Consider the following 20030-nt stretch of genomic DNA (forward strand, 5'->3'; position numbering starts at 1 on the left):
TTGGCTCTGGCATATGTGCGCTAGAGGAGGCGTGGGCTCCAGTAGGTCTGCGTGGCAAGGGTGTTGGGGCCGGCGGGGATCACGCGGTGGACGCGCTCCCGTCCTCGACGCCCTCTTGACGGCCCGTCGGAGACTGCGGGACGGGCGAGTCCAACGCCAGCCGCAGCAGCCGGTGGCAGATCGGACAGTGGCGCGTCAGATGGCGGTACGACGTAGCGGCCGACAGATGCGCGCGGAGCAGGGCCCGCGTCTCGTGCCTGATCGATGCCGCCATACGCCACCTCCAGGGGTCGCACGGAGAACGTGCCCTTGTCTTTGGAGTACCGAGCGAATGTGACGCCGTCAAGGCCGCGAGAGGGGCGCTCAGGGCCTTCTGGGGGCGAGGGGGTGGAGCGGGGCGAGTGTGGGCACGTGAAGAGGGCCCGCACACAAGAGAAGAGGGCCCGCACCGATCGGTGCGGGCCCTCGTTACTGCGGTCCTGACGGGATTTGAACCCGCGGCCTCCACCTTGACAGGGTGGCGAGCACTCCAAACTGCTCCACAGGACCAGGTTTTGCTGCGCTTTCTTGCCCTTGCGCTGCGAGAAGAGACTCTACAGGAGGGCGAGCCCCTAGGGCGAACTCACCCTCCGTGCGCACCTCGTCACGGGTTCGGCTACGGTGCGAGCGCGTCGATCGCCTTCACGATCCGCTTGTCGGAGACGGGGTACGCCGTGCCCAGCGCGTGCGCGAAATAGCTGACCCGCAGCTCCTCGATCATCCAGCGGACGTCCAGGACCTGCTGCGGAACCGGCCGCCCCTGCGGCATCTGCTCCAGCAGCCACGCGTACTCGTCGCGCATCTCGTGGACCTTCTCCATCCGGGACGTGTCCCGCTGGACGCCGGTCGGCATCTGCTGCAGCCGTCGGTCCGCGGCGACCAGGTAGCGCATCAGGTCCGGCAGCCGCTTGATCCCCGCCTCCGTGACGAAGCCGGGCTTCACCAGCGCGTCCAGCTGCCCCCGCACGTCCTGGAGGTTCGCCAGCAGCGCGGGACTGCGTACGGCCTTCAGGCGGCGCTCACAGGCCTGCCAGGCGGCCAGCACCTGCTGCACCTGCCCCACCGTACGGACGGTCGTGTCGACGATCTCCGCGCGGACCTTGTCGTAGAGCTTGCGGTACGACTCCTCGTCCCACGCCGGCCCGCCGAAGTCCGCGATCAGCTTGTCCGCCGCCGCCGTCGCGCAGTCGTCGAACAGGGCCTGGATCGAACCGTGCGGATTCGCGGACAGGTTCAGCTTCTGCTGGTTGGTCAGCTTCTCGGACGCGAACTTGGCGGGGCTGACCGGGATGTTGCGCAGGATCAGCCGGCGCGTGCCCTTCCACATCGCCTGCGCCTGCTCGGCCTCGGTGTCGAAGAGACGTACGGAGACGGTGTTCGCCGTCGGTCCGTCGTCGACCAGCGCCGGATACGCCCGCACCGGCTGACCCGCCCGACGCGTCTCGAAGACACGGGAGAGCGTGCCGATCGTCCAGTCCGTCAGCCCGGTGCGCTCCAGGGACTCGCCGCCACTGCGCTCGGCGGTGGCCGCCGCGGCCTGGGAGAGGGCTTTGCGCGCCTTCGGCTTCAGCCGGAGCTTCAGTGCCTCCAGATCCTTGTCCTCGGCCAGCTTGCGGCGCCGCTCGTCGACGATCCGGAAAGTGATCTTCAGGTGGTCGGGGACCCTCGACCAGTCGAAGTCCTCCGCGTCGAACGGCACCCCCACCATGCGCTTCAGTTCCCGCGCCATGGTCACCGTCAGCGGCTCCTGGAGCGGCACGGTCCGGTCGAGGAACGCCTGCGCGTAGTTCGGCGCCGGGACGTAGTTGCGGCGGATCGGCTTGGGCAGCGACCGGATCAGCTCCGTGACGACCTGCTCCCGCAGACCCGGGATCTGCCAGTCGAAGCCCTCGTCCGTGACCTGGTTGAGCACCTGGAGCGGCACGTGGACGGTCACGCCGTCGGCGTCCGCGCCCGGCTCGAACTGGTACGTCACCCGGAACTTCAGCGGCCCCTGCCGCCAGGAGTCCGGATAGTCGTCCTTGGTGACCGCCCCCGCCTTCTCGTTGATGAGCATCTCGCGCTCGAAGTCGAGGAAGTCGGGCTGCTCGTGCCGCTTGTGCTTCCACCACGAGTCGAAGTGCGCACCCGACACGGCGTGTTCGGGCACCCGCTGGTCGTAGAAGTCGAACAGCGTCTCGTCGTCGACCAGGATGTCCCGGCGCCGGGCGCGGTGCTCCAGCTCCTCGACCTCGGTCAGCAGCTTGCGGTTGTCCGCGAAGAACTTGTGGTGCGTACGCCAGTCGCCCTCGACCAGGGCGTTGCGGATGAACAGCTCGCGGCTGACCTCCGGATCGATCCGCCCGTAGTTCACCTTGCGCTGCGCCACGATCGGCACGCCGTACAGCGTGACCTTCTCGTACGCCATGACGGCCGCCTGGTCCTTCTCCCAGTGCGGCTCGCTGTAGGTGCGCTTGAGGAGGTGCCCGGCGAGCGGCTCCACCCACTCGGGCTCGATCTTCGCGTTGACGCGGGCCCAGAGCCGGGAGGTCTCCACCAGCTCGGCGGACATCACGAAACGCGGGGGCTTCTTGAAGAGCGCCGAGCCCGGGAAGATCGCGAACTTGGCGCTGCGCGCGCCCAGGTACTCGTTCTTCGCGCCCTCCTTCACGTCCTTCATGCCGACGTGGGAGAGGAGCCCGGCCAGCAGCGAGACGTGGACGCGGTCGTCGGGAGCGGCGTTGTCCTCGTCGTTGAGATGGAGGCCCATCTGCTTGGCGACCGTACGCAGCTGCGTGTAGATGTCCTGCCACTCGCGGATGCGCAGGAAGTTGAGGTACTCCTGCTTGCACATCCGGCGGAAGGACGACGAGCCCCGCTCCTTCTGCTGCTCGCGGACGTACCGCCAGAGGTTGAGGAAGGCCAGGAAGTCGCTGGTCTCGTCCTTGAAGCGGGCGTGCTGCTGGTCGGCCTGGGCCTGTTTCTCCGCCGGGCGCTCCCGCGGGTCCTGGATGGAGAGCGCCGCCGCTATGACCATGACCTCGCGGACACAGCCGTTCTTGTCGGCCTCCAGGACCATCCGCGCCAGTCGCGGGTCCACGGGCAGCTGGGCCAGCTTGCGGCCGGTGTCGGTCAGCCGCTTGCGTACGTCCTTCTGCCCGGGGTCGAGTGCGCCCAGCTCCTGGAGGAGCTGTACACCGTCGCGGATGTTGCGGTGGTCCGGCGGATCGATGAAGGGGAACTTCTCGATGTCGCCGAGGCCGGCCGCGGTCATCTGGAGGATGACGGAGGCGAGGTTCGTACGGAGGATCTCCGCGTCCGTGAACTCCGGCCGCGCGTCGAAGTCGTCCTCGGAGTACAGCCGGATGCAGATACCGTCGCTGGTCCGCCCGCAGCGGCCCTTGCGCTGGTTGGCGCTGGCCTGCGAGATCGGCTCGATCGGCAGCCGCTGGACCTTGGTGCGGTGGCTGTACCGGGAGATCCGGGCGAATCCGGGGTCGATGACGTACTTGATGCCCGGGACGGTCAGCGAGGTCTCGGCGACGTTGGTCGCCAGAACGATCCTGCGCCCGGTGTGCTGCTGGAACACCCGATGCTGCTCGGCGTGCGACAGCCGGGCGTACAACGGCAGCACTTCGGTGAATCTGTACTTCTTCTTCTCGAGCGCGTCGGCCGTGTCCCGGATCTCCCGCTCACCGGAGAGAAAGACGAGGATGTCGCCCTTGCCCTCGCCCATCAGCTCCTCGACGGCGTCGGTGATCGCGGTGATCTGGTCCCGGTCGGCGTCGTCCCCGTCCTCTTCGAGGAGCGGCCGGTACCGCACCTCCACCGGATACGTCCGCCCGCTGACCTCGATGATCGGGGCGTCGCCGAAGTGCCGGGAGAAGCGTTCGGGGTCGATGGTCGCCGAGGTGATGACGACCTTGAGGTCCGGCCGCTTCGGCAGCAGCTGGGCGAGGTAGCCCAGCAGGAAGTCGATGTTGAGGGACCGCTCGTGCGCCTCGTCGATGATGATCGTGTCGTAGGCGCGCAGCTCGCGGTCGGTCTGGATCTCGGCGAGCAGGATGCCGTCCGTCATCAGCTTGATGAAGGTGGCGTCCGGGTTCACCTGGTCGGTGAACCGCACCTTCCAGCCGACGGCCTCACCGAGCGGGGTGTCCAGCTCGTCCGCCACCCGCTCGGCGACGGTGCGGGCGGCGATCCGCCGCGGCTGGGTGTGCCCGATCATGCCGCGGACGCCGCGGCCCAGCTCGACGCAGATCTTCGGGATCTGGGTGGTCTTCCCGGACCCCGTCTCACCGGCGACGATGACGACCTGGTGATCACGGATGGCCTCCGCGATCACGTCCTTCTTCTGGCTGACGGGCAGCTGCTCGGGGTAGCTGACGGCGGGCACGCGGGCCCGGCGCTCACCGATGCGCAGCTCGGCCTTGGCCACCTCCGCCTCGATCTCGGCGAGAACGGTGGCGCGGGCCTCCGGCTTACGGATCTTCCGCGCACCCTCGAGCCTGCGGCCGAGCCGGTGCGCGTCGCGCAGGGACAGCTCGGTCAGCCGGGGGGCGAGGGTGCCGAGGGCGGGGGCGGGGTGCGTAGACATACGGGTCCCAGGATCTCATCCCCGCGAATTTCGTGGCGAACGATTTCTGTCCGGCCGCGTCGACCGTCCCTCGCGCAACACCCGCGCGACACAAAACCCCCGTCGATGATCTCGACGGGGGTTGAATGTGGCTGGGGCCGGGGTCGAACCGGCGACCTATCGCTTTTCAGGCGATCGCTCGTACCAACTGAGCTACCCAGCCGCGAGGTTTCACGTGAAACCTCAGCGGTCCTGACGGGATTTGAACCCGCGGCCTCCACCTTGACAGGGTGGCGAGCACTCCAAACTGCTCCACAGGACCAAGCTCGTGTACGACAGTGTCGCACACCGTACTGCGTGCCCCCAACGGGATTCGAACCCGTGCTACCGCCTTGAAAGGGCGGCGTCCTAGGCCGCTAGACGATGAGGGCTATCGGCCCGCCTGGGCGCTTCTCAGCGCGTCGGGGACGTGAGAAGCATATGGGATGGCGGGAGGTATCGCCAAAACGGTTTACGGAGGGCTGGGGGTCGGGTCGGTCGGGGACGGCCCCGTGCCGGTGGGGGTGGGGCTCGTGCCGGTGGGGGACGGGGTCGCGCCCGGCTGGTTTTCCCTGGGGAGGTGGCGGCTGACCTCGGCCGTCGTCAGGCCCAGGCCGCCCAGCTTGATCTCGTCCCAGGCCTGGAGGCGCCGGTTGTCCCGGTCGAAGTAGAGGATCGACGCCTGGATCGGGTCGGGGTGCTTGCCCTCGACCGCGCGCAGGCCGCTGCCGCCGGTGGAGCCCTCGATGCGCAGGCGGGTGCCGTACTTCATGAGCTCCATGTCCTCGCGGTGGACGTGCCCGGCGAGGACCAGTGGCACCGCGCCGTCGACCTCCCGGGCCGCCGACGGCTCGTGGGCGACGGCGACGTCCACGGGGGTGCCGGCCGCGCTCTGGTCGCGCAGCGCGGAGGCCAGGCGCGCGCCGGCCAGTTCCTGGGAGGCCTCCGCGCCGTCCGGCTTGGAGCGGTCGGGGGTGAACTGCGGGTCGCCGATGCCGGCGAAGCGCAGGCCCGCGACGGTCCGGGCGCGGCCGTCGTCCAGGACGTGCACGTTCTTGAGGCCCTTCAGATACTCCTGGGTGACGCGGGAGTCGTGGTTGCCGCGGACCCAGACGTAGGGGGCGCCGAGGTCCTCGATGGGGTCCAGGAAGCCGTTCTCCGCGGCCGTGCCGTGGTCCATCGTGTCGCCGGAGTCGACGATCACGTTCACCTTGTACTGCTCCACCAGCGAGGCGATGATCTTCCAGCTCGCCGGGTTCAGGTGGATGTCCGACACGTGCAGGACGCGGATCGTGGTCGGGTCCGGCTGGTAGGCGGGGAGCGTGGAGGTGACGTCGTAGAGCTTGGTCACGTTCGTCACCAGGCGGGCCAGCTCCTTCTGGTAGACGTCGAACTCGGTGACGATGCTGCGCGCGTTGCCGACGAGGGAGGGCGCGGAGGAGAGCAGCCCGGAGAACCTCGGCTCCAGGACCGAGTCGGGGTTCCAGGTGGCGTACGCGGTGCCGCCGGAGGCGACCAGGAGGGTGAGGGCGAGGCCGCCGGCCGCGAGGGCGCGCCGGGGGCGCCGGTAGACGGCGAGGCCGAGGGCGGTGGCGCCGGTGACGACGGCGACGCAGGAGCGGACGGCGAGGTCGAGGGTGCCGTGTTCGACGTCCCGGGCGACCTCGTCCTGGAGGCCGGAGAGGCGCTCGGGGTGGTCGACGAGTGCCTGGGCGCGGTCGGGGTCGAGCTGGTCGACGTTGACGTCGAGGCGGACCGGGGCGATGTGGCTGTCGAGCTGGAGGGCGCCCAGCGGTGAGACGTTGATCTTCGTGCCGCCGGTGACGGACGGGCGCAGGGTCATCGTCGTGTTCATGGGGCCGACGGGGACGCGGACGTCGCCCACGACGAGCAGGCCCAGCCAGGCGCCGAGCAGGACGACGGCGACGAGGCCGAGGGCACGGGTCCAGGGGCGCGACCGGGGGGCGAGTTCGACCGCCGGGGACATCCGGCGGGCGTGGTGGCGGCGGATGAGGGCGCGCGGGGCGTTGCGGATGGGGTTCATCACCTCGGCCAGGACGTGCGGGACTGCGGCTCGGACGCGGGCCATTGGTCCCGTATGCCCACGGCCCGGGGCGGGTATGCGGGGACGGCTGTGTCGACGGTCGGCGCCGGCGGCTGTGTCGTATGCCACGGTCGTACCCGACAATGGGCCTGTGCTGGAGATGACGCGCGAGGAGTTCGAGGAACTGGTCGCCGAGGCCCTGGACCGGATCCCGCCGGAGCTGACGCGGCTGATGGACAACGTGGCGGTGTTCGTCGAGGACGAACCGCCGACGGACGATCCCGAGCTGCTCGGGCTGTACGAGGGGACGCCGCTGACCGAACGCGGGGAGTGGTACGCGGGCGTGCTGCCGGACCGGATCACCATCTACCGCGGGCCGACGCTGCGGTTCTGCGAGACCCGGGAGGACGTCGTCGCGGAGACGGAGGTGACGGTGGTCCACGAGATCGCGCACCACTTCGGGATCGACGACGCGCGGCTGCACGCCCTTGGGTACGGGTGACGCGCTCGGGTCAAGGTCCGCCGCTCGTGGCGCGTGTCCTCTTGTGGGTGACGGGAGTTGGGCACGACGACTCCTTGACCCCCGGAGGTGGCCGCCCGTGCGCCCCTTGTACGTTCCCGTCCGTCTGGCCGCCACGGTCGTGGCCGTCGCCGCCGCCACCGGCTGCATGAGCGTCGGCGACGACGCGCCCGGCGGGGGCGCCAGGCCGTCGCACTCCGCCGGGGAGCGGGGCGGCGGGGCACCCGACGGCGGCCCCGCGGCGACGGGCGGGAACGCCGGGTACGACGCGGCGGCCGCCGACAAGGACCGGGGGCGCGGCAAGGGAAAGAAGGGCAAGGACGACGGCAAGGGCAAGGGCGAGGGCGAGAAGGAGGGCGGCAAGGGGAAGGACGCCACCCCTTCGGCCCCGCCGCCCGACCGTCCGACCGGGGCACCGCCGGCCAAGGGCGGGGACGACGGGCCGGCGCCCACCCGTACGCCGCCCGCGGAGCCCAGCCGGACGGTCGAGCCGCAGCCGACGCAGCCCCCGGAGCCGCCCGCCTCACCGACGCCGGAGCCGACGGCGGCGGAGCCGTCCTCGTCGGCGCACGAGCCTCCGGGGACGCAGCTGGCGCAGCGGGAGCCGGCTCCCGAGGCCGGGGCCCCGGTGTAGGGCGAGCGGGCTCGCGCGAGGGCTTCGGCGCGGGGCGGCAGCCCGGCTGAGCTGGGCATGTGCTACTCGGTTTGCCTTCAGGGGTGAGGGGTGCGTATGGTGGTAGATCGTTTGATCCCATTTGCCCGGCGCCACCGCAGAGCGCGCCGTGTGGCGCGTACTCTCTCCCTTGCCGTGGTGGACCGCATTGAGGCGGTCGTATTGCGAATCGCGATTCACGGAGTTGACGGGCGCGTGCCGACTGAGAGACTCCGGAAGGTTTCGCATTCGCATGTCCATCATCAGTACTGATCACGTCGTCGTGCCCGAGAACGCCGACACCCCCGACATCACCGAGACGGTCGAGGAGACCGGGACCGAGGCCGTCGTGGCCGCTCCCGAGGTCACCTTCGCCGAGCTGGGTCTGCCCGAGGGCGTCGTGCGCAAGCTCGCGCAGAACGGCGTGACCACCCCCTTCCCGATCCAGGCCGCGACCATTCCGGACGCCCTGGCCGGCAAGGACATCCTCGGCCGGGGCCGCACCGGCTCCGGCAAGACCCTCTCCTTCGGTCTGCCGACCCTGGCCACGCTGTCCGGCGGCCGCACCGAGAAGCACAAGCCGCGCGCCGTCATCCTGACGCCGACCCGCGAGCTGGCCATGCAGGTGGCCGACGCGCTCCAGCCGTACGGCGACGTCCTCGGCCTGAAGATGAAGGTCGTCTGCGGCGGTACCTCCATGGGCAACCAGATCTACGCCCTGGAGCGCGGCGTGGACGTCCTGGTCGCCACGCCGGGCCGCCTGCGCGACATCATCAAGCGCGGCGCCTGCTCCCTGGAGAACGTGCAGATCGCCGTCCTCGACGAGGCCGACCAGATGTCCGACCTGGGCTTCATGCCCGAGGTCACCGAGCTGCTCGACCAGGTGCCCGCGGGCGGTCAGCGGATGCTGTTCTCCGCGACCATGGAGAACGAGATCAAGACCCTCGTCGACCGGTACCTGAACAACCCGGTCAGCCACGAGGTCGACGCCGCCCAGGGCGCCGTGACGACCATGTCGCACCACATCCTGGTCGTGAAGCCCAAGGACAAGGCGCCGGTCACCGCGGCCATCGCCTCCCGCAAGGGCCGCACCATCATCTTCGTCCGCACCCAGCTGGGCGCCGACCGCGTCGCCGAGCAGCTGTGCGACTCGGGCGTGAAGGCCGACGCGCTGCACGGCGGCATGACCCAGGGCGCGCGTACCCGCACCCTGGCCGACTTCAAGGACGGCTACGTCAACGTCCTGGTCGCCACCGACGTCGCCGCGCGCGGCATCCACGTCGACGGCATCGACCTGGTCCTGAACGTCGACCCGGCCGGTGACCACAAGGACTACCTGCACCGCGCCGGCCGTACGGCGCGCGCGGGCCGTACCGGCACCGTCGTCTCCCTCTCCCTGCCGCACCAGCGGCGCCAGATCTTCCGGCTGATGGAGGACGCGGGCGTCGACGCCACGCGCCACATCATCCAGGGCGGCGCGGCCTTCGAGCCGGAGGTCGCCGAGATCACCGGGGCCCGGTCGATGACCGAGGTCCAGGCCGAGTCCGCGGGCAACGCGGCGCAGCAGGCCGAGCGCGAGGTCGCCCAGCTCAACAAGGAGCTGGAGCGCGCCCAGCGGCGTGCGACCGAGCTGCGCGAGGAGGCCGACCGGCTGGTCGCGCGGGTCGCGCGGGAGCGCGGCGAGGACCCGGAGGCGGTGCTGGCCGAGGTGGCCGCCGCCGCGTCCGACGCGCAGGCCGAGGTCTCGCTGCCCGAGCAGCCGGGCGCGCGGGACGTGGAGAAGGTGGAGAAGACCGAGCGGAGCGGCGGCAACGGCCGGGACCGCTTCGCCGACCGCGGCGACCGTTCGTACGACCGCAATGACCGCGGTGGCGACCGTGGTGGGCGTTCCTTCGACCGTCGTGACGACCGCGGCGGTGACCGCGGTGGCTTCCGTCGTGACGACCGCAATGACCGTGGCGGCGACCGTGGTGGCCGTTCGTTCGACCGCAATGACCGCGGTGGCGACCGTGGTGGGCGTTCCTTCGACCGTCGTGACGACCGCGGCGGTGACCGTGGCGGCTTCCGTCGTGACGACCGCAATGACCGTGGCGGCGACCGTGGTGGCCGTTCGTTCGACCGCAATGACCGCGGTGGCGACCGTGGTGGGCGTTCCTTCGACCGTCGTGACGACCGCGGTGGCGACCGTGGCGGCTTCCGTCGTGACGACCGCAATGACCGTGGCGGCGACCGTGGTGGGCGTTCCTTCGACCGTCGTGACGACCGCGGCGGTGACCGTGGCGGCTTCCGCCGTGACGACCGCGGCGAGCGCGGTGGGCACCGTGGCAGCGACCGCCCGTTCAACCGTGACCGCCAGGGCGACCGTCCCGGCAGCGACCGTCCGTTCAACCGTGACCGCCAGGGCGACCGTCCCGGCAGCGACCGTCCGTTCAACCGCGACCGTCAGGGCGACCGCCCCGGCGGTCATGACCGTCCGTTCGGCCGCCGTGACGACCACCGAGGTTCGTCCTTCGGCCGCCGTGACGACAAGCCGCGCTGGAAGCGCAACGGCTGACGTCTGAACGTCTGAACGCGCCGTGGCCTCCGCCCTGCCGGGTGGAGGCCACGGCGCTTTGTTCAGGCGCTTTGTTCAGGCCACTGAGTGACGCATGTCACGCCCGCCACAGGGGAATTGCTGGGGGCATGACAGATGACGCCAAGGCGAGTGGGCTGTCGGACGAGGAACGGCTGGCCCAGCTCGGCTACACCCAGGTTCTGGCCCGCCGCATGTCGGCGTTCTCCAACTACGCGGTCTCCTTCACCATCATCTCGGTCCTCTCGGGTTGCCTGACCCTCTATCTCTTCGGCATGAACACGGGCGGCCCCGCCGTCATCACGTGGGGCTGGGTCGCCGTCGGCCTGATGACCCTCTTCGTCGGCCTGGCGATGGCCGAGATCTGCTCGGCGTACCCGACCTCGGCGGGCCTGTACTTCTGGGCGCACCGCCTCGCACCGCCCCGTACGGCGGCCGCCTGGGCGTGGTTCACGGGCTGGTTCAACGTGCTGGGCCAGGTCGCGGTGACCGCCGGCATCGACTTCGGCGCCGCGTCCTTCCTGGGCGCCTACCTGAACCTCCAGTTCGGCTTCGAGGTCACCCCGGGCCGCACGATCCTCCTCTTCGCGGCCATCCTGGTCCTGCACGGCCTGCTCAACACCTTCGGCGTCCGCATCGTCGGCCTCCTCAACAGCATCAGCGTCTGGTGGCACGTCGCCGGCGTCGCGGTCATCGTCGGCGCGCTGACCTTCGCCCCCGACCAACACCAGTCGGCGTCCTTCGTCTTCGGCGAGTTCGTCAACAACACCGGCTGGGGCAGCGGCGTCTACGTCGTCCTCATCGGCCTCCTCATGGCCCAGTACACCTTCACCGGCTACGACGCCTCCGCCCACATGACCGAGGAGACGCACGACGCGTCCACGGCCGGCCCGAAGGGCATCGTCCGCGCCATCTGGACGTCCTGGATCGCCGGCTTCGTCCTCCTCCTCGGCTTCACCTTCGCCATCCAGTCCTACGAGGGCGCCCTGACGTCCCCCACGGGGGCGCCGCCCGCCCAGATCCTGCTCGACGCCCTCGGCGCGACCGCCGGGAAGCTGCTCCTCCTCGTCGTCATCGGAGCGCAGCTCTTCTGCGGGATGGCGTCGGTGACGGCCAACAGCCGCATGATCTACGCCTTCTCCCGCGACGGCGCGCTGCCCTACTCCCACGTCTGGCACACGGTCAACCCGCGCACCCGGACGCCGGTCGCGGCGGTCTGGCTGGCGGCACTGGCCGCGCTGGTCCTCGGCCTGCCCTACCTGATCAACGTCACGGCGTACGCGGCGGTGACGTCGATCGCCGTCATCGGCCTCTACATCGCGTACGTCATCCCGACCCTGCTGCGCGTCCGCAAGGGCGCCGCTTTCGAACGCGGACCCTGGCACCTGGGCCGCTGGTCGCAGGCGGTGGGCGTGGTGGCGGTGGCGTGGGTCGGCGTCATCACGGTCCTATTCATGCTGCCGCAGGTCTCGCCGGTCACCTGGGAGACCTTCAACTACGCGCCGATCGCCGTCCTGGTCGTCCTCGGCTTCGCCGCGACCTGGTGGCTGGCCTCGGCCCGCCACTGGTTCCTCAACCCCGACCATGAACGCACCCGGGCCCGCGTGGCCGCCCGCGCGAACGCCCCCGAGCCGGTGGATCCGTAACCACCGCGTCCCACGACACCGGCGCGACGCGGCCGTGACCCCGATACCCGATCGGCGTCCCGGCCGCGTCGGGCTATGCTCGGTGTGGCAACATCACGCAACACGCCCCGGGCCCTTAGCTCAATTGGCAGAGCAGTGGACTTTTAATCCATTGGTTGTGGGTTCGAGTCCCACAGGGCCTACCAGTACGGACGGGACCGTCAGTTGACGGTCCCGTCGTCTTTTTCGGATGCGCCGGGTTGCCCGATGACGTACGTGCCCTTCGCGGGCAGCGTCGCGACGAGGCCCCGGTTCCGCAGTTCGACGATCGCGCGTCGCACGGTGCCGATGCTCACGCTGTAGAGCCCTGTCATGGCCCGTTCGCCAGGCAATGCCGCTCCCTGCGGAAGCTTGCCGGACGCGATCTCGGCGGCAATGGCGTCCGCGAGCTTCACGTACTCGTAGCGCGGTAGCTCAGTCATTCCTCCACGGTGCTGCACCCTTACGCAGCTCGCAGGGGCAGAACGCGGCGTGCCGCGTCGGGGCGCGGTAGGACGGAGAGGGGTGCAGGGGGACGCGGTTAGCGGTATCGTCGCCAACACAAAGACCCCGGCGGCCTGGCAGGGCCCCGGGGCACGGCCAACGCTTACCAGGAGCGTCGACATGCACGACCTTATCCACCGCATCGCCCATTGGCTGGGCCTTCTCTTCGGCCCGGGTACCGGAACCCACCGCGCGGGCAGCGCCCCGCGCCCGCGCATCCTCCCCAGTACCGCGCCCGCACGCCTCCCCCTCCACCACTCCCCCTACTGCCGGCACCTCCCCCTCGACGGCACCGACTCCCGCCTCGTCCGCCCCTACCTCGCCGCCGACTTCGGCATCGACCTCGATCAGCACGTCGTCGGCGCGCGGAAGGCGGCCGCCTGATGACGGCGTACACCGCGCTACGGCTCCTGCCCTGGCTGTCACCGGAAGGCAAGCCCTGCTTCCTCGCCCCCGGAGACGGGAGCGGGATCGTGTCGCGCCTCGCCGACGAGACGGAGGCCAGGCAGCTCACCGAAGGGTTGGACGTGCTGCGCTCCGCCCGCCGGCTGCTGGACGACCCCGTGTCCCCGAACGCCGAGGTCCGCTACACCGCGATCCGGCTGACGGAGTGCCTCGCCGACGCGCTGAGGGTCGCGGAGTCCCGTGGCCGACGCCTGCCCGAAGCGGACGACGGCACCGACGCTCCCTGAGCCGGCACCCGGGTTGTCGGGACGGACTATCGTCGTCGACACGGTTCGCCTGGCAATGACCGATGGCTACTGGCGACGACCAGTCCACTCGTCTGACCGGAGTGCCTGATGCCCCTCCCCTACGTCCTCCTCTCCGCCGCCGTCTCCCTCGACGGCTACCTGGACGACGCCGGCCCCGACCGGCTCCTGCTCTCCTCCCCGGCCGACTTCGACCGTGTCGACGAGGTGCGGGCCTCCGTCGACGCGATCCTCGTCGGCGCCGGCACGATCCGGGCCGACAACCCGCGGCTGCTGGTGAACTCGGACGAGCGGCGGGCGGCCCGGGTCGCGGCCGGGGAGGCGGAGTACCCGCTGAAGGTCACGGTCAGCGCCACCGGCGAGCTGGACCCGGCGGCGGCGTTCTGGCACACGGGCGGGGAGAAGGTGCTCCTGACCACGGACGACGGCGCCCGGCGTGCCCGCGCGCTGGGGATCGGCGCCGACGTCGTGCCGCTCGGCCCCGCACTCGACTGGCACGCGGGCCTGGAGTACCTGCACGACCGGCGAGGCGTACAGCGGCTCATGGTCGAGGGCGGCGGGACCCTGCACACCCAGCTGTTGCAGCAGGAACTCGCCGACGAACTCCAGCTGGTCCTCGCGCCGCTGTTCGTGGGCGACCCGGACGCGCCCCGCCTCTTCGGGCCCGGCGTCTACCAGGGCGGGCGGCTGCGGCTCGTGGAGTCGCGGCGCATCGAGGACGTGGTGCTGACGCGGTACCTGCCCACCGCCCCCGGCACCGGCGACCGCGTCACCGCCGCCGACCGGCACTGGCTGGCGCTCGCCTGCGAGCTCGCCGAGCTGTGCCCGCCGTCCGGGACGGCGTTCAGCGTGGGGGCGGTCGTGGTCGCCGCCGACGGGAGCGAGCTGGCGCGGGGGCACTCGCGGGAGGGGGACGACCCCGTCGTGCACGCCGAGGAGGCGGCGCTCGCGAAGGCCGACCCCGCCGACCCGCGGCTCGCGACCGCCACCGTGTACAGCAGCCTGGAGCCGTGCGCCCGCCGCGCCTCCCGGCCCGCGCCCTGCGCCCGGCTGATCCTCGACGCCGGGGTACGGCGCGTGGTCACGGCCTGGCGGGAGCCGGACACCTTCGTGCCGGGGGCGGACGGCAGCGGAGTGCTCGCCGCCGGGGGCGCCGCCGTCGTCGTACTGCCGGAGTACGAGGAGCGGGCGAAGGCCCCGAACCGCCACCTGGAGGGGCAGGGAGATACGGATGTGCATTCCACCCCCGGGATGACGTACAGTAGAGACACAACGGCGCGGGGTGGAGCAGCTCGGTAGCTCGCTGGGCTCATAACCCAGAGGTCGCAGGTTCAAATCCTGTCCCCGCTACTCAAGGCCGAAGGCCGGAATCCATGAGGATTCCGGCCTTCGGTGTGTTTGCGGCGCATGCGCCGTCACTCATCCTCACTTCAGCACTCCGTCACCCGATCGGCCCCCACGGGCTCGCCCTCCGCCCCCGCTCCGGGAAACCTGGAGGACCGGGACGGCAAGCGGCGCGGACGTGCGGGGTGGCGGGAGACGAGTGGTGCGGCCAGGTGAGCTGGAGGACGAGGGAGCGTACGCCCGGGCCGGCGGCCGGCTCCCCGGCGATCCCGTGCCCGACCCCGGCCTCGGCGACGGCCCGGAACGCGTGCCGCCGGACGCGGGGCCGCCGCGGCGGACCTCGTACGGGCGGGCCTTCGTACGCCTGCTCCCCATCCTGCTGATCGTCGCCGCCGTCCTGTACGACATCTTCACCCCGAGGTACTTCACCGCGGGCCCCCTCTACACGGCCGCGCCCCTGGTCGCCGCGCCGATCTACTCACGGCGCGGCACGGCGCTCACCGGTGTCGCCGTCGTCGCCGCCGTCATCGGGCTGCAACTGAGCAAGGGCGTCATCCACTACGTCGACTCCCTCACCGAGCTGATCACCATCGCGACGGTCGCCGTGCTCGCCGTACTCGTCAACGGCTTCGTCCGCCGCACCGGCGAGCGCCTCGTCTCCGTCCGCGAGATCGCCGAGGCCGCCCAGCGCGCCGTGCTGCCCGAGCCGGCCGAGCGGATCGGCGGGTTCGAGATCGCCGCCTGCTACGAGGCCGCGCAGGCCGACGCCTTCATCGGCGGTGATCTGTACGCGGTGCAGGACAGTGCGCGCGGCATCCGGCTCATCGTCGGGGACGTGCGCGGCAAGGGCATGGGCGCGGTGGCCGCCGTCGCCGTGGTGATCGGCGCGTTCCGGGAGGCCGCCGAGCAGGAGGCGACGCTGGAGGCGGTGGCGCAGCGGCTGGAGCGGGCGCTGGCGCGCGAGGGCACCCGGCGCGACGGACTGGACGCCTTCGAAGGGTTCACCACCGCCGTACTCGCCGAACTCCCGCACGGCGACGGGATCGTCCGCATCGTCAACCGCGGCCATCCGCCGCCCCTGCTGCTGTACGCCGACGGCACCCTGCGCCCGCTGCCCGCCCGGGAGTCGGCGCTGCCGCTCGGCATGGGCGAGCTGGGCGTGTGGCCCGACCGCGCGGAGGAGGCCGACTTCCCCGGTGGGGCCACGCTGCTGCTGTACACCGACGGACTGTCCGAAGCGCGGGACGCCCGGGGCGAGTTCTACGAACCGCACGTGCGGCTGGCCGGCCGCGTGTTCCGGCATCCGACGGAGCTGCTCGACACCCTCGCCGAGGACGTACGCCGGCACTCCGGGGGCGGCATGGCCGACGACATGGCACTGCTCGCCGTACGACGGCCCTGATCGGCCCTTGATCAACATCACCGGACGTGACCGACCGACCCCCCTCCGCATAACAACTGACGTACTGTCAGAAACTCGAAGCGGGAAAGGGAATACTCAGGACCGGTCAACTCGCCCGGTTTTCACCGATCGTGAGGCGTACGTCCGGGACGGATGCGTTAATGATCAAGAGGAACGGCTTGGAATCCGAGCCCCGCGTCTATTAACGTTCGATAACGCAGCGCGGTCGTCCCAGCCGTCACAGAAGGCGGCTCCGTGCGCACGCGCCGAATCCCGCAAGGGAACCGGGGAACCACCACATTGGGGTGAATCGGGCGTATGACGCCGTGCCTAGTCACGGCGGATATACGCGCGTAGGAGACCTTCCTGCTCCGAACCCGTCAGCTAACCCGGTAGGCGAAAGGAAGGAAAGGAGTACGCCCACGTGGCGTCCAACCGGCCTGCCCCCGAGGCCCCGTTCGTGCCCAGCGGGCACGACACCGAAACCTTCGGCTACGACGGCTACCGCACCGAAGAGGGCCCCTGGGAGGAGTGGAATCCCACCGCGGACTCCATCCGCCCCGTACGCGGCCGGCACCGCGTCGCCAAGCAGCGCGGCGGGCTCGCCCGCAGCTCCACCGTCCTCGGCGTCGGTGTCATAGCCGCGGTCGGCGCGGGCGGCATGGCCAGCGCGCAGACCGGCAAGCCGCCGGTGTCGATCTCCATGCCGGACCTGCCGAACGTCGGCTCGCTCATCTCCGACGAGGAGAAGCCGGAGCCGCAGGGTTCCGCCACCCCGCTCAGCGGCATCGGCACGGTCGCCGCCGAGACCTCCTCGGAGAGCGACCCCGGCGCCGGTGAGACGCTGCGGGCCCGGATCATGGCGCAGGCCGAGCAGCAGCAGGCCCAGGTCGAGACCAAGGCCGCCGCCGAAGCCGCGGCCGCCGCCGAGAAGAAGGCCGCGGAAGCCGCCGCCAAGGCGGAGAAGGAGGCCGAGGCCAAGGCCGCCGCCGCCAAGAAGAAGGCGGAGGAGGAGGCCGCGAAGAAGGCCGAGGCCGAGCGGCTCGCGAAGCTGGCCAAGCAGTACACGCTGCCGACCTCCTCGTACACCATCTCCTCCAGCTTCGGCCAGGCCGGCGCCTACTGGTCCTCCGGCTACCACACCGGCCTCGACTTCGCCGCCCCCACGGGCACGCTGCTCAAGGCGGTGCACAGCGGCACGATCACGTCGGCCGGCTGGGACGGGTCGTACGGCTACAAGACCGTGCTCACCCTCGACGACGGCACCGAGATCTGGTACGCCCACCAGTCCTCCATCAGCGTCAGCGTCGGCCAGGAGGTCACCACCGGTGACGTCATCGGCCGCGTCGGCGCCACCGGCAACGTCACCGGCGCGCACCTCCACATGGAGGTCCACACCAGCGGAGGCGGCGGCATCGACCCGATGGCGTGGCTGCAGAGCAAGGGCCTGACTCCCTGATCCGCGCCTCGCGCGGCGCCGTTTCCTCCGATCGCCGGCGGTCCTGACGACGACCCCCCGACGTCAGGGCTGCCGGTTTGCGGGATCTTTGCCCCGCTTCCGGAATCGCCAGGTCCGGTGCGTTCGTTGACGCAGGACATGACTTCTCTGCGCAAGCTCGGCTCCTCCGACCTGGAGGTCTTCCCCCTCGCCCTCGGCGGCAACGTCTTCGGCTGGACCGCCGACCAGGACACCTCCTTCGCCGTCCTCGACGCCTACACGGCGGCCGGCGGCAACTTCCTCGACACCGCCGACTCCTACTCCGCCTGGGTCGACGGCAACAGCGGCGGCGAGTCCGAGACCGTCATCGGCAAGTGGCTCGCCTCCCGCGGCAACCGCGGTGACGTCGTCCTCGCCACCAAGGTCAGCCAGCACCCCGAGTACCCGGGCTTGAGCGCCGCGAACATCAAGGCCGCCGCCGACGCCTCGCTGCGCCGCCTGGGCACCGACCACATCGACCTCTACTACACCCACTTCGACAAGCCCGAGGTGCCGGTGGAGGAGATCATCGGCGCGCTCGACGAGCTGGTGAAGGCGGGCAAGGTCCGGCACATCGCCGCCTCCAACATCTCCGCCGAGCGGCTCGCGGAGTCCCTGGCCTTCTCCGACCGTGAGGGCCTCGCCCGGTACGTGGCCCTCCAGCCCCACTACAACCTGGTCTCGCGCGACACGTACGAGGGCGAGCCGCGCGACCTCGCCGAGCGGGCCGGCCTGGCCGCCGTGCCGTACTACGCCCTCGCGTCCGGCTTCCTCACGGGCAAGTACCGGCCCGGCGCGGCCGTCGACAGCCCGCGGGCGGGCGGGGCGGCGAAGCACCTGGAGACCGAGCGCGGCCGACGGGTCCTCGCGGTCCTGGACGAGATCGCCGAGGCCCACGACGCTCCCGTCGCGACGGTCGCCCTCGCCTGGCTGGCCGCGCAGCCGACGGTCGCCGCGCCGATCGCGTCCGCGCGCACGGTGGAGCAGCTGCCGGCGCTGCTGGGGGTGGCGGAACTGAGCCTGACGGAGGGCGAGGTGGGGAGGCTGACGGAGGCGTCGGCCTAGTCCCTGGGCGGTCGGCGCGACCGTTGTTGCCGGTAGTGCCGCTACGGTCGGTAGGCGCTGGTCGGGGAGTACGGGGAGTACGGGTGGTAGGGGGTGTACGGGCTGTACGTGGCCGGTGCGGGGTACGGCGTCGGGGTCGCCGCGGAGGCCGCCGCCGGGGCCGTCGCCGGGTGGCCGGGCCCGTACGCCCCGTACGGGGGCGCCCAGGGCCGCACGGCCACCGGCACGGGCGGCGCCGTGGCCCGGGCGGCGTAGTCCAGTGCCGGGCGCGCCACGTCGCGTCGGTGCCACAGGGCGCCCAGCAGTTCCCGCTCCCGTACGGCGAAGTCGGCGCCCGCCCTGCCCAGCCGCCCGCGCCGGCGCAGGAACGCCAGCGAAGTCGCGTACGCCTCGTACTGCGCCACCGCCCGCGCCGCCCCCTTCCCGGCGTGCCGGTGGGCGTGCCGGCGCGCGATGCGGCGGGCCCGCATCGAGCCGAGCGCGTACGGCTCCGTCGGTGTCAGCCACCCGGCCATGACGTACACGGGGAGTTCGGCGCGTACGGTGCCCAGTTCGCGCTGCCGGGTCCAGATCACCAGCCAGGTCAGCAGGCCGAAGGACGGCACCATGAAGGTCCCGTACACGGCGAAGAAGCCGTACTCGCCGAACGCCGCCGAGCCGTTCCACAGCGCGTGCACGCCCATCGCCAGCAGCAGGCCGGCCAGGGGGAGCAGGGCACGGCGCAGGCGGTGCCGGCCCGTGGAGAGCGCGGCGATGCCGAAGCCGATGCCGGTGAGCACGGTGAAGAGCGGGTGGGCGAACGGCGACATCACGACGCGGACGAAGAAGGTCGCCGCGGTGACGGAGGCGATGCCGCTGTCGCCTGTGAGCTGGTCGGTGCCGAAGGCGTTGCCCAGGTAGAGGATGTTCTCGGTGAAGGCGAAGCCGGTGGCGGTGACGCCCGCTATGACGACTCCGTCGACGATGCCGGTGAAGTCCCGCCTGCGGAAGAGGAAGACCAGGAGGACGGCGGCGGCCTTGGCGGACTCCTCGACCACCGGGGCTATGACCGTGGCGCCCAGGGTGTCCGCGCCGGCCGGGTCGGCGGTGGCCGTCGCTATCCATCTCGTCGCGAAGCTGTTGGCGACGATCGCTATCAGCGCTGCCGCGCAGGCTCCCCAGGCGAAGCAGAACAGCAGGTTCCGCCACGGTCCGGGCTCGACCCGGTCCAGCCAGCGGAACGCGGCCACGAGCAACGGCACGGGCAGGACCGCGAGGCCGAGCCCCACCAGGAACCCCTGCGTGCCGGTCTGTTCGCGCACCAGGGCCAGGATCACCAGGCCGGAGAGCGCGAGCAGGGTGATCAGCGCGCCGTAACGCACCCAGGGGCGCTGCCACCAGTGCGGATGCGTATGCGTCCGCGTCGGCGGACGCGTCGGATACGGGGGACAGGTGGCCACGGCA

General features: G+C 71.2%; 14 protein-coding genes, 6 tRNA genes, 1 pseudogene and 1 riboswitch. Of the genes and pseudogenes, 12 read left to right on the forward strand and 9 right to left on the reverse strand.

Features of this window, described 5'->3' with window-relative positions:
• Positions 1 to 79: 79 nt before the first annotated feature.
• The 7 genes from RI578_RS21340 to RI578_RS21370 all read right to left on the reverse strand — a co-directional run bounded on the left by RI578_RS21340 (position 80) and on the right by RI578_RS21370 (position 6722).
• The gene (locus tag RI578_RS21340) at positions 80 to 274 is read right to left on the reverse strand and encodes a DUF6274 family protein (protein ID WP_310872552.1); all 195 of its coding nucleotides are present in this window, start codon (positions 272 to 274) and stop codon (positions 80 to 82) included.
• A 200-nt stretch (positions 275 to 474) separates the two neighbouring features.
• Positions 475 to 549 (reverse strand) — tRNA-Asp (locus tag RI578_RS21345).
• Between the two features lie 106 nt (positions 550 to 655).
• Positions 656 to 4615 (reverse strand): ATP-dependent RNA helicase HrpA, encoded by a 3960-nt coding sequence (gene hrpA / locus RI578_RS21350; protein ID WP_310872553.1) that lies wholly within the window; start codon positions 4613 to 4615, stop codon positions 656 to 658.
• A 128-nt stretch (positions 4616 to 4743) separates the two neighbouring features.
• Positions 4744 to 4817, reverse strand: a tRNA-Phe gene (locus RI578_RS21355).
• A 24-nt stretch (positions 4818 to 4841) separates the two neighbouring features.
• Positions 4842 to 4916, reverse strand: a tRNA-Asp gene (locus tag RI578_RS21360).
• A gap of 36 nt (positions 4917 to 4952) precedes the next feature.
• Positions 4953 to 5025 (reverse strand) — tRNA-Glu (locus tag RI578_RS21365).
• A gap of 80 nt (positions 5026 to 5105) precedes the next feature.
• Entirely contained in the window at positions 5106 to 6722 is a 1617-nt protein-coding gene (locus tag RI578_RS21370) for a metallophosphoesterase (protein WP_310872554.1), read from the reverse strand.
• Between the two features lie 106 nt (positions 6723 to 6828).
• Between RI578_RS21370 and RI578_RS21375 the strand changes: the two genes are divergently transcribed.
• The 5 genes from RI578_RS21375 (at position 6829) to RI578_RS21395 (ending at position 12252) form a co-directional block, all read left to right on the forward strand.
• A complete protein-coding gene (locus RI578_RS21375) occupies positions 6829 to 7179 on the forward strand; it encodes a metallopeptidase family protein (protein WP_189869689.1) in 351 nt (116 codons plus the stop codon).
• Between the two features lie 97 nt (positions 7180 to 7276).
• Positions 7277 to 7831 carry a hypothetical protein gene (locus tag RI578_RS21380; protein ID WP_310872555.1) on the forward strand — a complete coding sequence of 185 codons (555 nt, stop codon included), beginning with the start codon at positions 7277 to 7279 and terminating at the stop codon, positions 7829 to 7831.
• A gap of 271 nt (positions 7832 to 8102) precedes the next feature.
• Entirely contained in the window at positions 8103 to 10403 is a 2301-nt protein-coding gene (locus RI578_RS21385; protein WP_310872556.1) for a DEAD/DEAH box helicase, read from the forward strand.
• Positions 10404 to 10531: 128 nt separating this feature from the next.
• A complete protein-coding gene (locus RI578_RS21390; RefSeq protein WP_310872557.1) occupies positions 10532 to 12067 on the forward strand; it encodes an amino acid permease in 1536 nt (511 codons plus the stop codon).
• A 109-nt stretch (positions 12068 to 12176) separates the two neighbouring features.
• A tRNA-Lys gene (locus RI578_RS21395) sits at positions 12177 to 12252 on the forward strand.
• A 15-nt stretch (positions 12253 to 12267) separates the two neighbouring features.
• Here RI578_RS21395 and RI578_RS21400 read toward each other — a convergent pair.
• A complete protein-coding gene (locus RI578_RS21400) occupies positions 12268 to 12528 on the reverse strand; it encodes a winged helix-turn-helix domain-containing protein (RefSeq protein WP_310872558.1) in 261 nt (86 codons plus the stop codon).
• Positions 12529 to 12709: 181 nt separating this feature from the next.
• Here RI578_RS21400 and RI578_RS21405 point away from each other — a divergent pair, with 181 nt between their 5' ends.
• The 7 genes and pseudogenes from RI578_RS21405 (at position 12710) to RI578_RS21435 (ending at position 18587) form a co-directional block, all read left to right on the forward strand.
• Positions 12710 to 12973, forward strand: coding sequence for a hypothetical protein (locus tag RI578_RS21405; protein WP_310872559.1), 264 nt, complete (start codon positions 12710 to 12712; stop codon positions 12971 to 12973).
• Positions 12973 to 13281, forward strand: coding sequence for a hypothetical protein (locus RI578_RS21410; protein WP_310872560.1), 309 nt, complete (start codon positions 12973 to 12975; stop codon positions 13279 to 13281). The genes RI578_RS21405 and RI578_RS21410 overlap by 1 nt, the downstream gene beginning before the upstream one ends.
• 108 nt (positions 13282 to 13389) lie before the next feature.
• Positions 13390 to 14517: pseudogene (locus RI578_RS21415) on the forward strand (dihydrofolate reductase family protein); the annotation flags it as partial.
• A 58-nt stretch (positions 14518 to 14575) separates the two neighbouring features.
• Positions 14576 to 14649, forward strand: a tRNA-Met gene (locus RI578_RS21420).
• 196 nt (positions 14650 to 14845) lie between these two features.
• On the forward strand, positions 14846 to 16045 hold the full coding sequence (locus RI578_RS21425) for a PP2C family protein-serine/threonine phosphatase (RefSeq protein WP_310872561.1): 1200 nt from the start codon (positions 14846 to 14848) through the stop codon (positions 16043 to 16045).
• A 254-nt stretch (positions 16046 to 16299) separates the two neighbouring features.
• Positions 16300 to 16458, forward strand: a riboswitch (cyclic di-AMP (ydaO/yuaA leader).
• A gap of 11 nt (positions 16459 to 16469) precedes the next feature.
• A complete protein-coding gene (locus RI578_RS21430; protein WP_310872562.1) occupies positions 16470 to 17504 on the forward strand; it encodes a M23 family metallopeptidase in 1035 nt (344 codons plus the stop codon).
• Positions 17505 to 17642: 138 nt separating this feature from the next.
• Positions 17643 to 18587, forward strand: a complete 945-nt coding sequence (locus RI578_RS21435; RefSeq protein ID WP_310872563.1) for an aldo/keto reductase — start codon at positions 17643 to 17645, stop codon at positions 18585 to 18587.
• A 41-nt stretch (positions 18588 to 18628) separates the two neighbouring features.
• Here RI578_RS21435 and RI578_RS21440 read toward each other — a convergent pair whose 3' ends face one another.
• Positions 18629 to 20026: a PrsW family intramembrane metalloprotease gene (locus tag RI578_RS21440; protein ID WP_310872564.1), complete on the reverse strand. Its 1398-nt coding sequence runs from the start codon at positions 20024 to 20026 to the stop codon at positions 18629 to 18631.
• Positions 20027 to 20030: the final 4 nt, after the last annotated feature.

Source organism: Streptomyces sp. BB1-1-1 (assembly GCF_031597775.1).
In the GTDB taxonomy this organism is placed as follows: Bacteria; Actinomycetota; Actinomycetes; order Streptomycetales; family Streptomycetaceae; genus Streptomyces; species Streptomyces thinghirensis.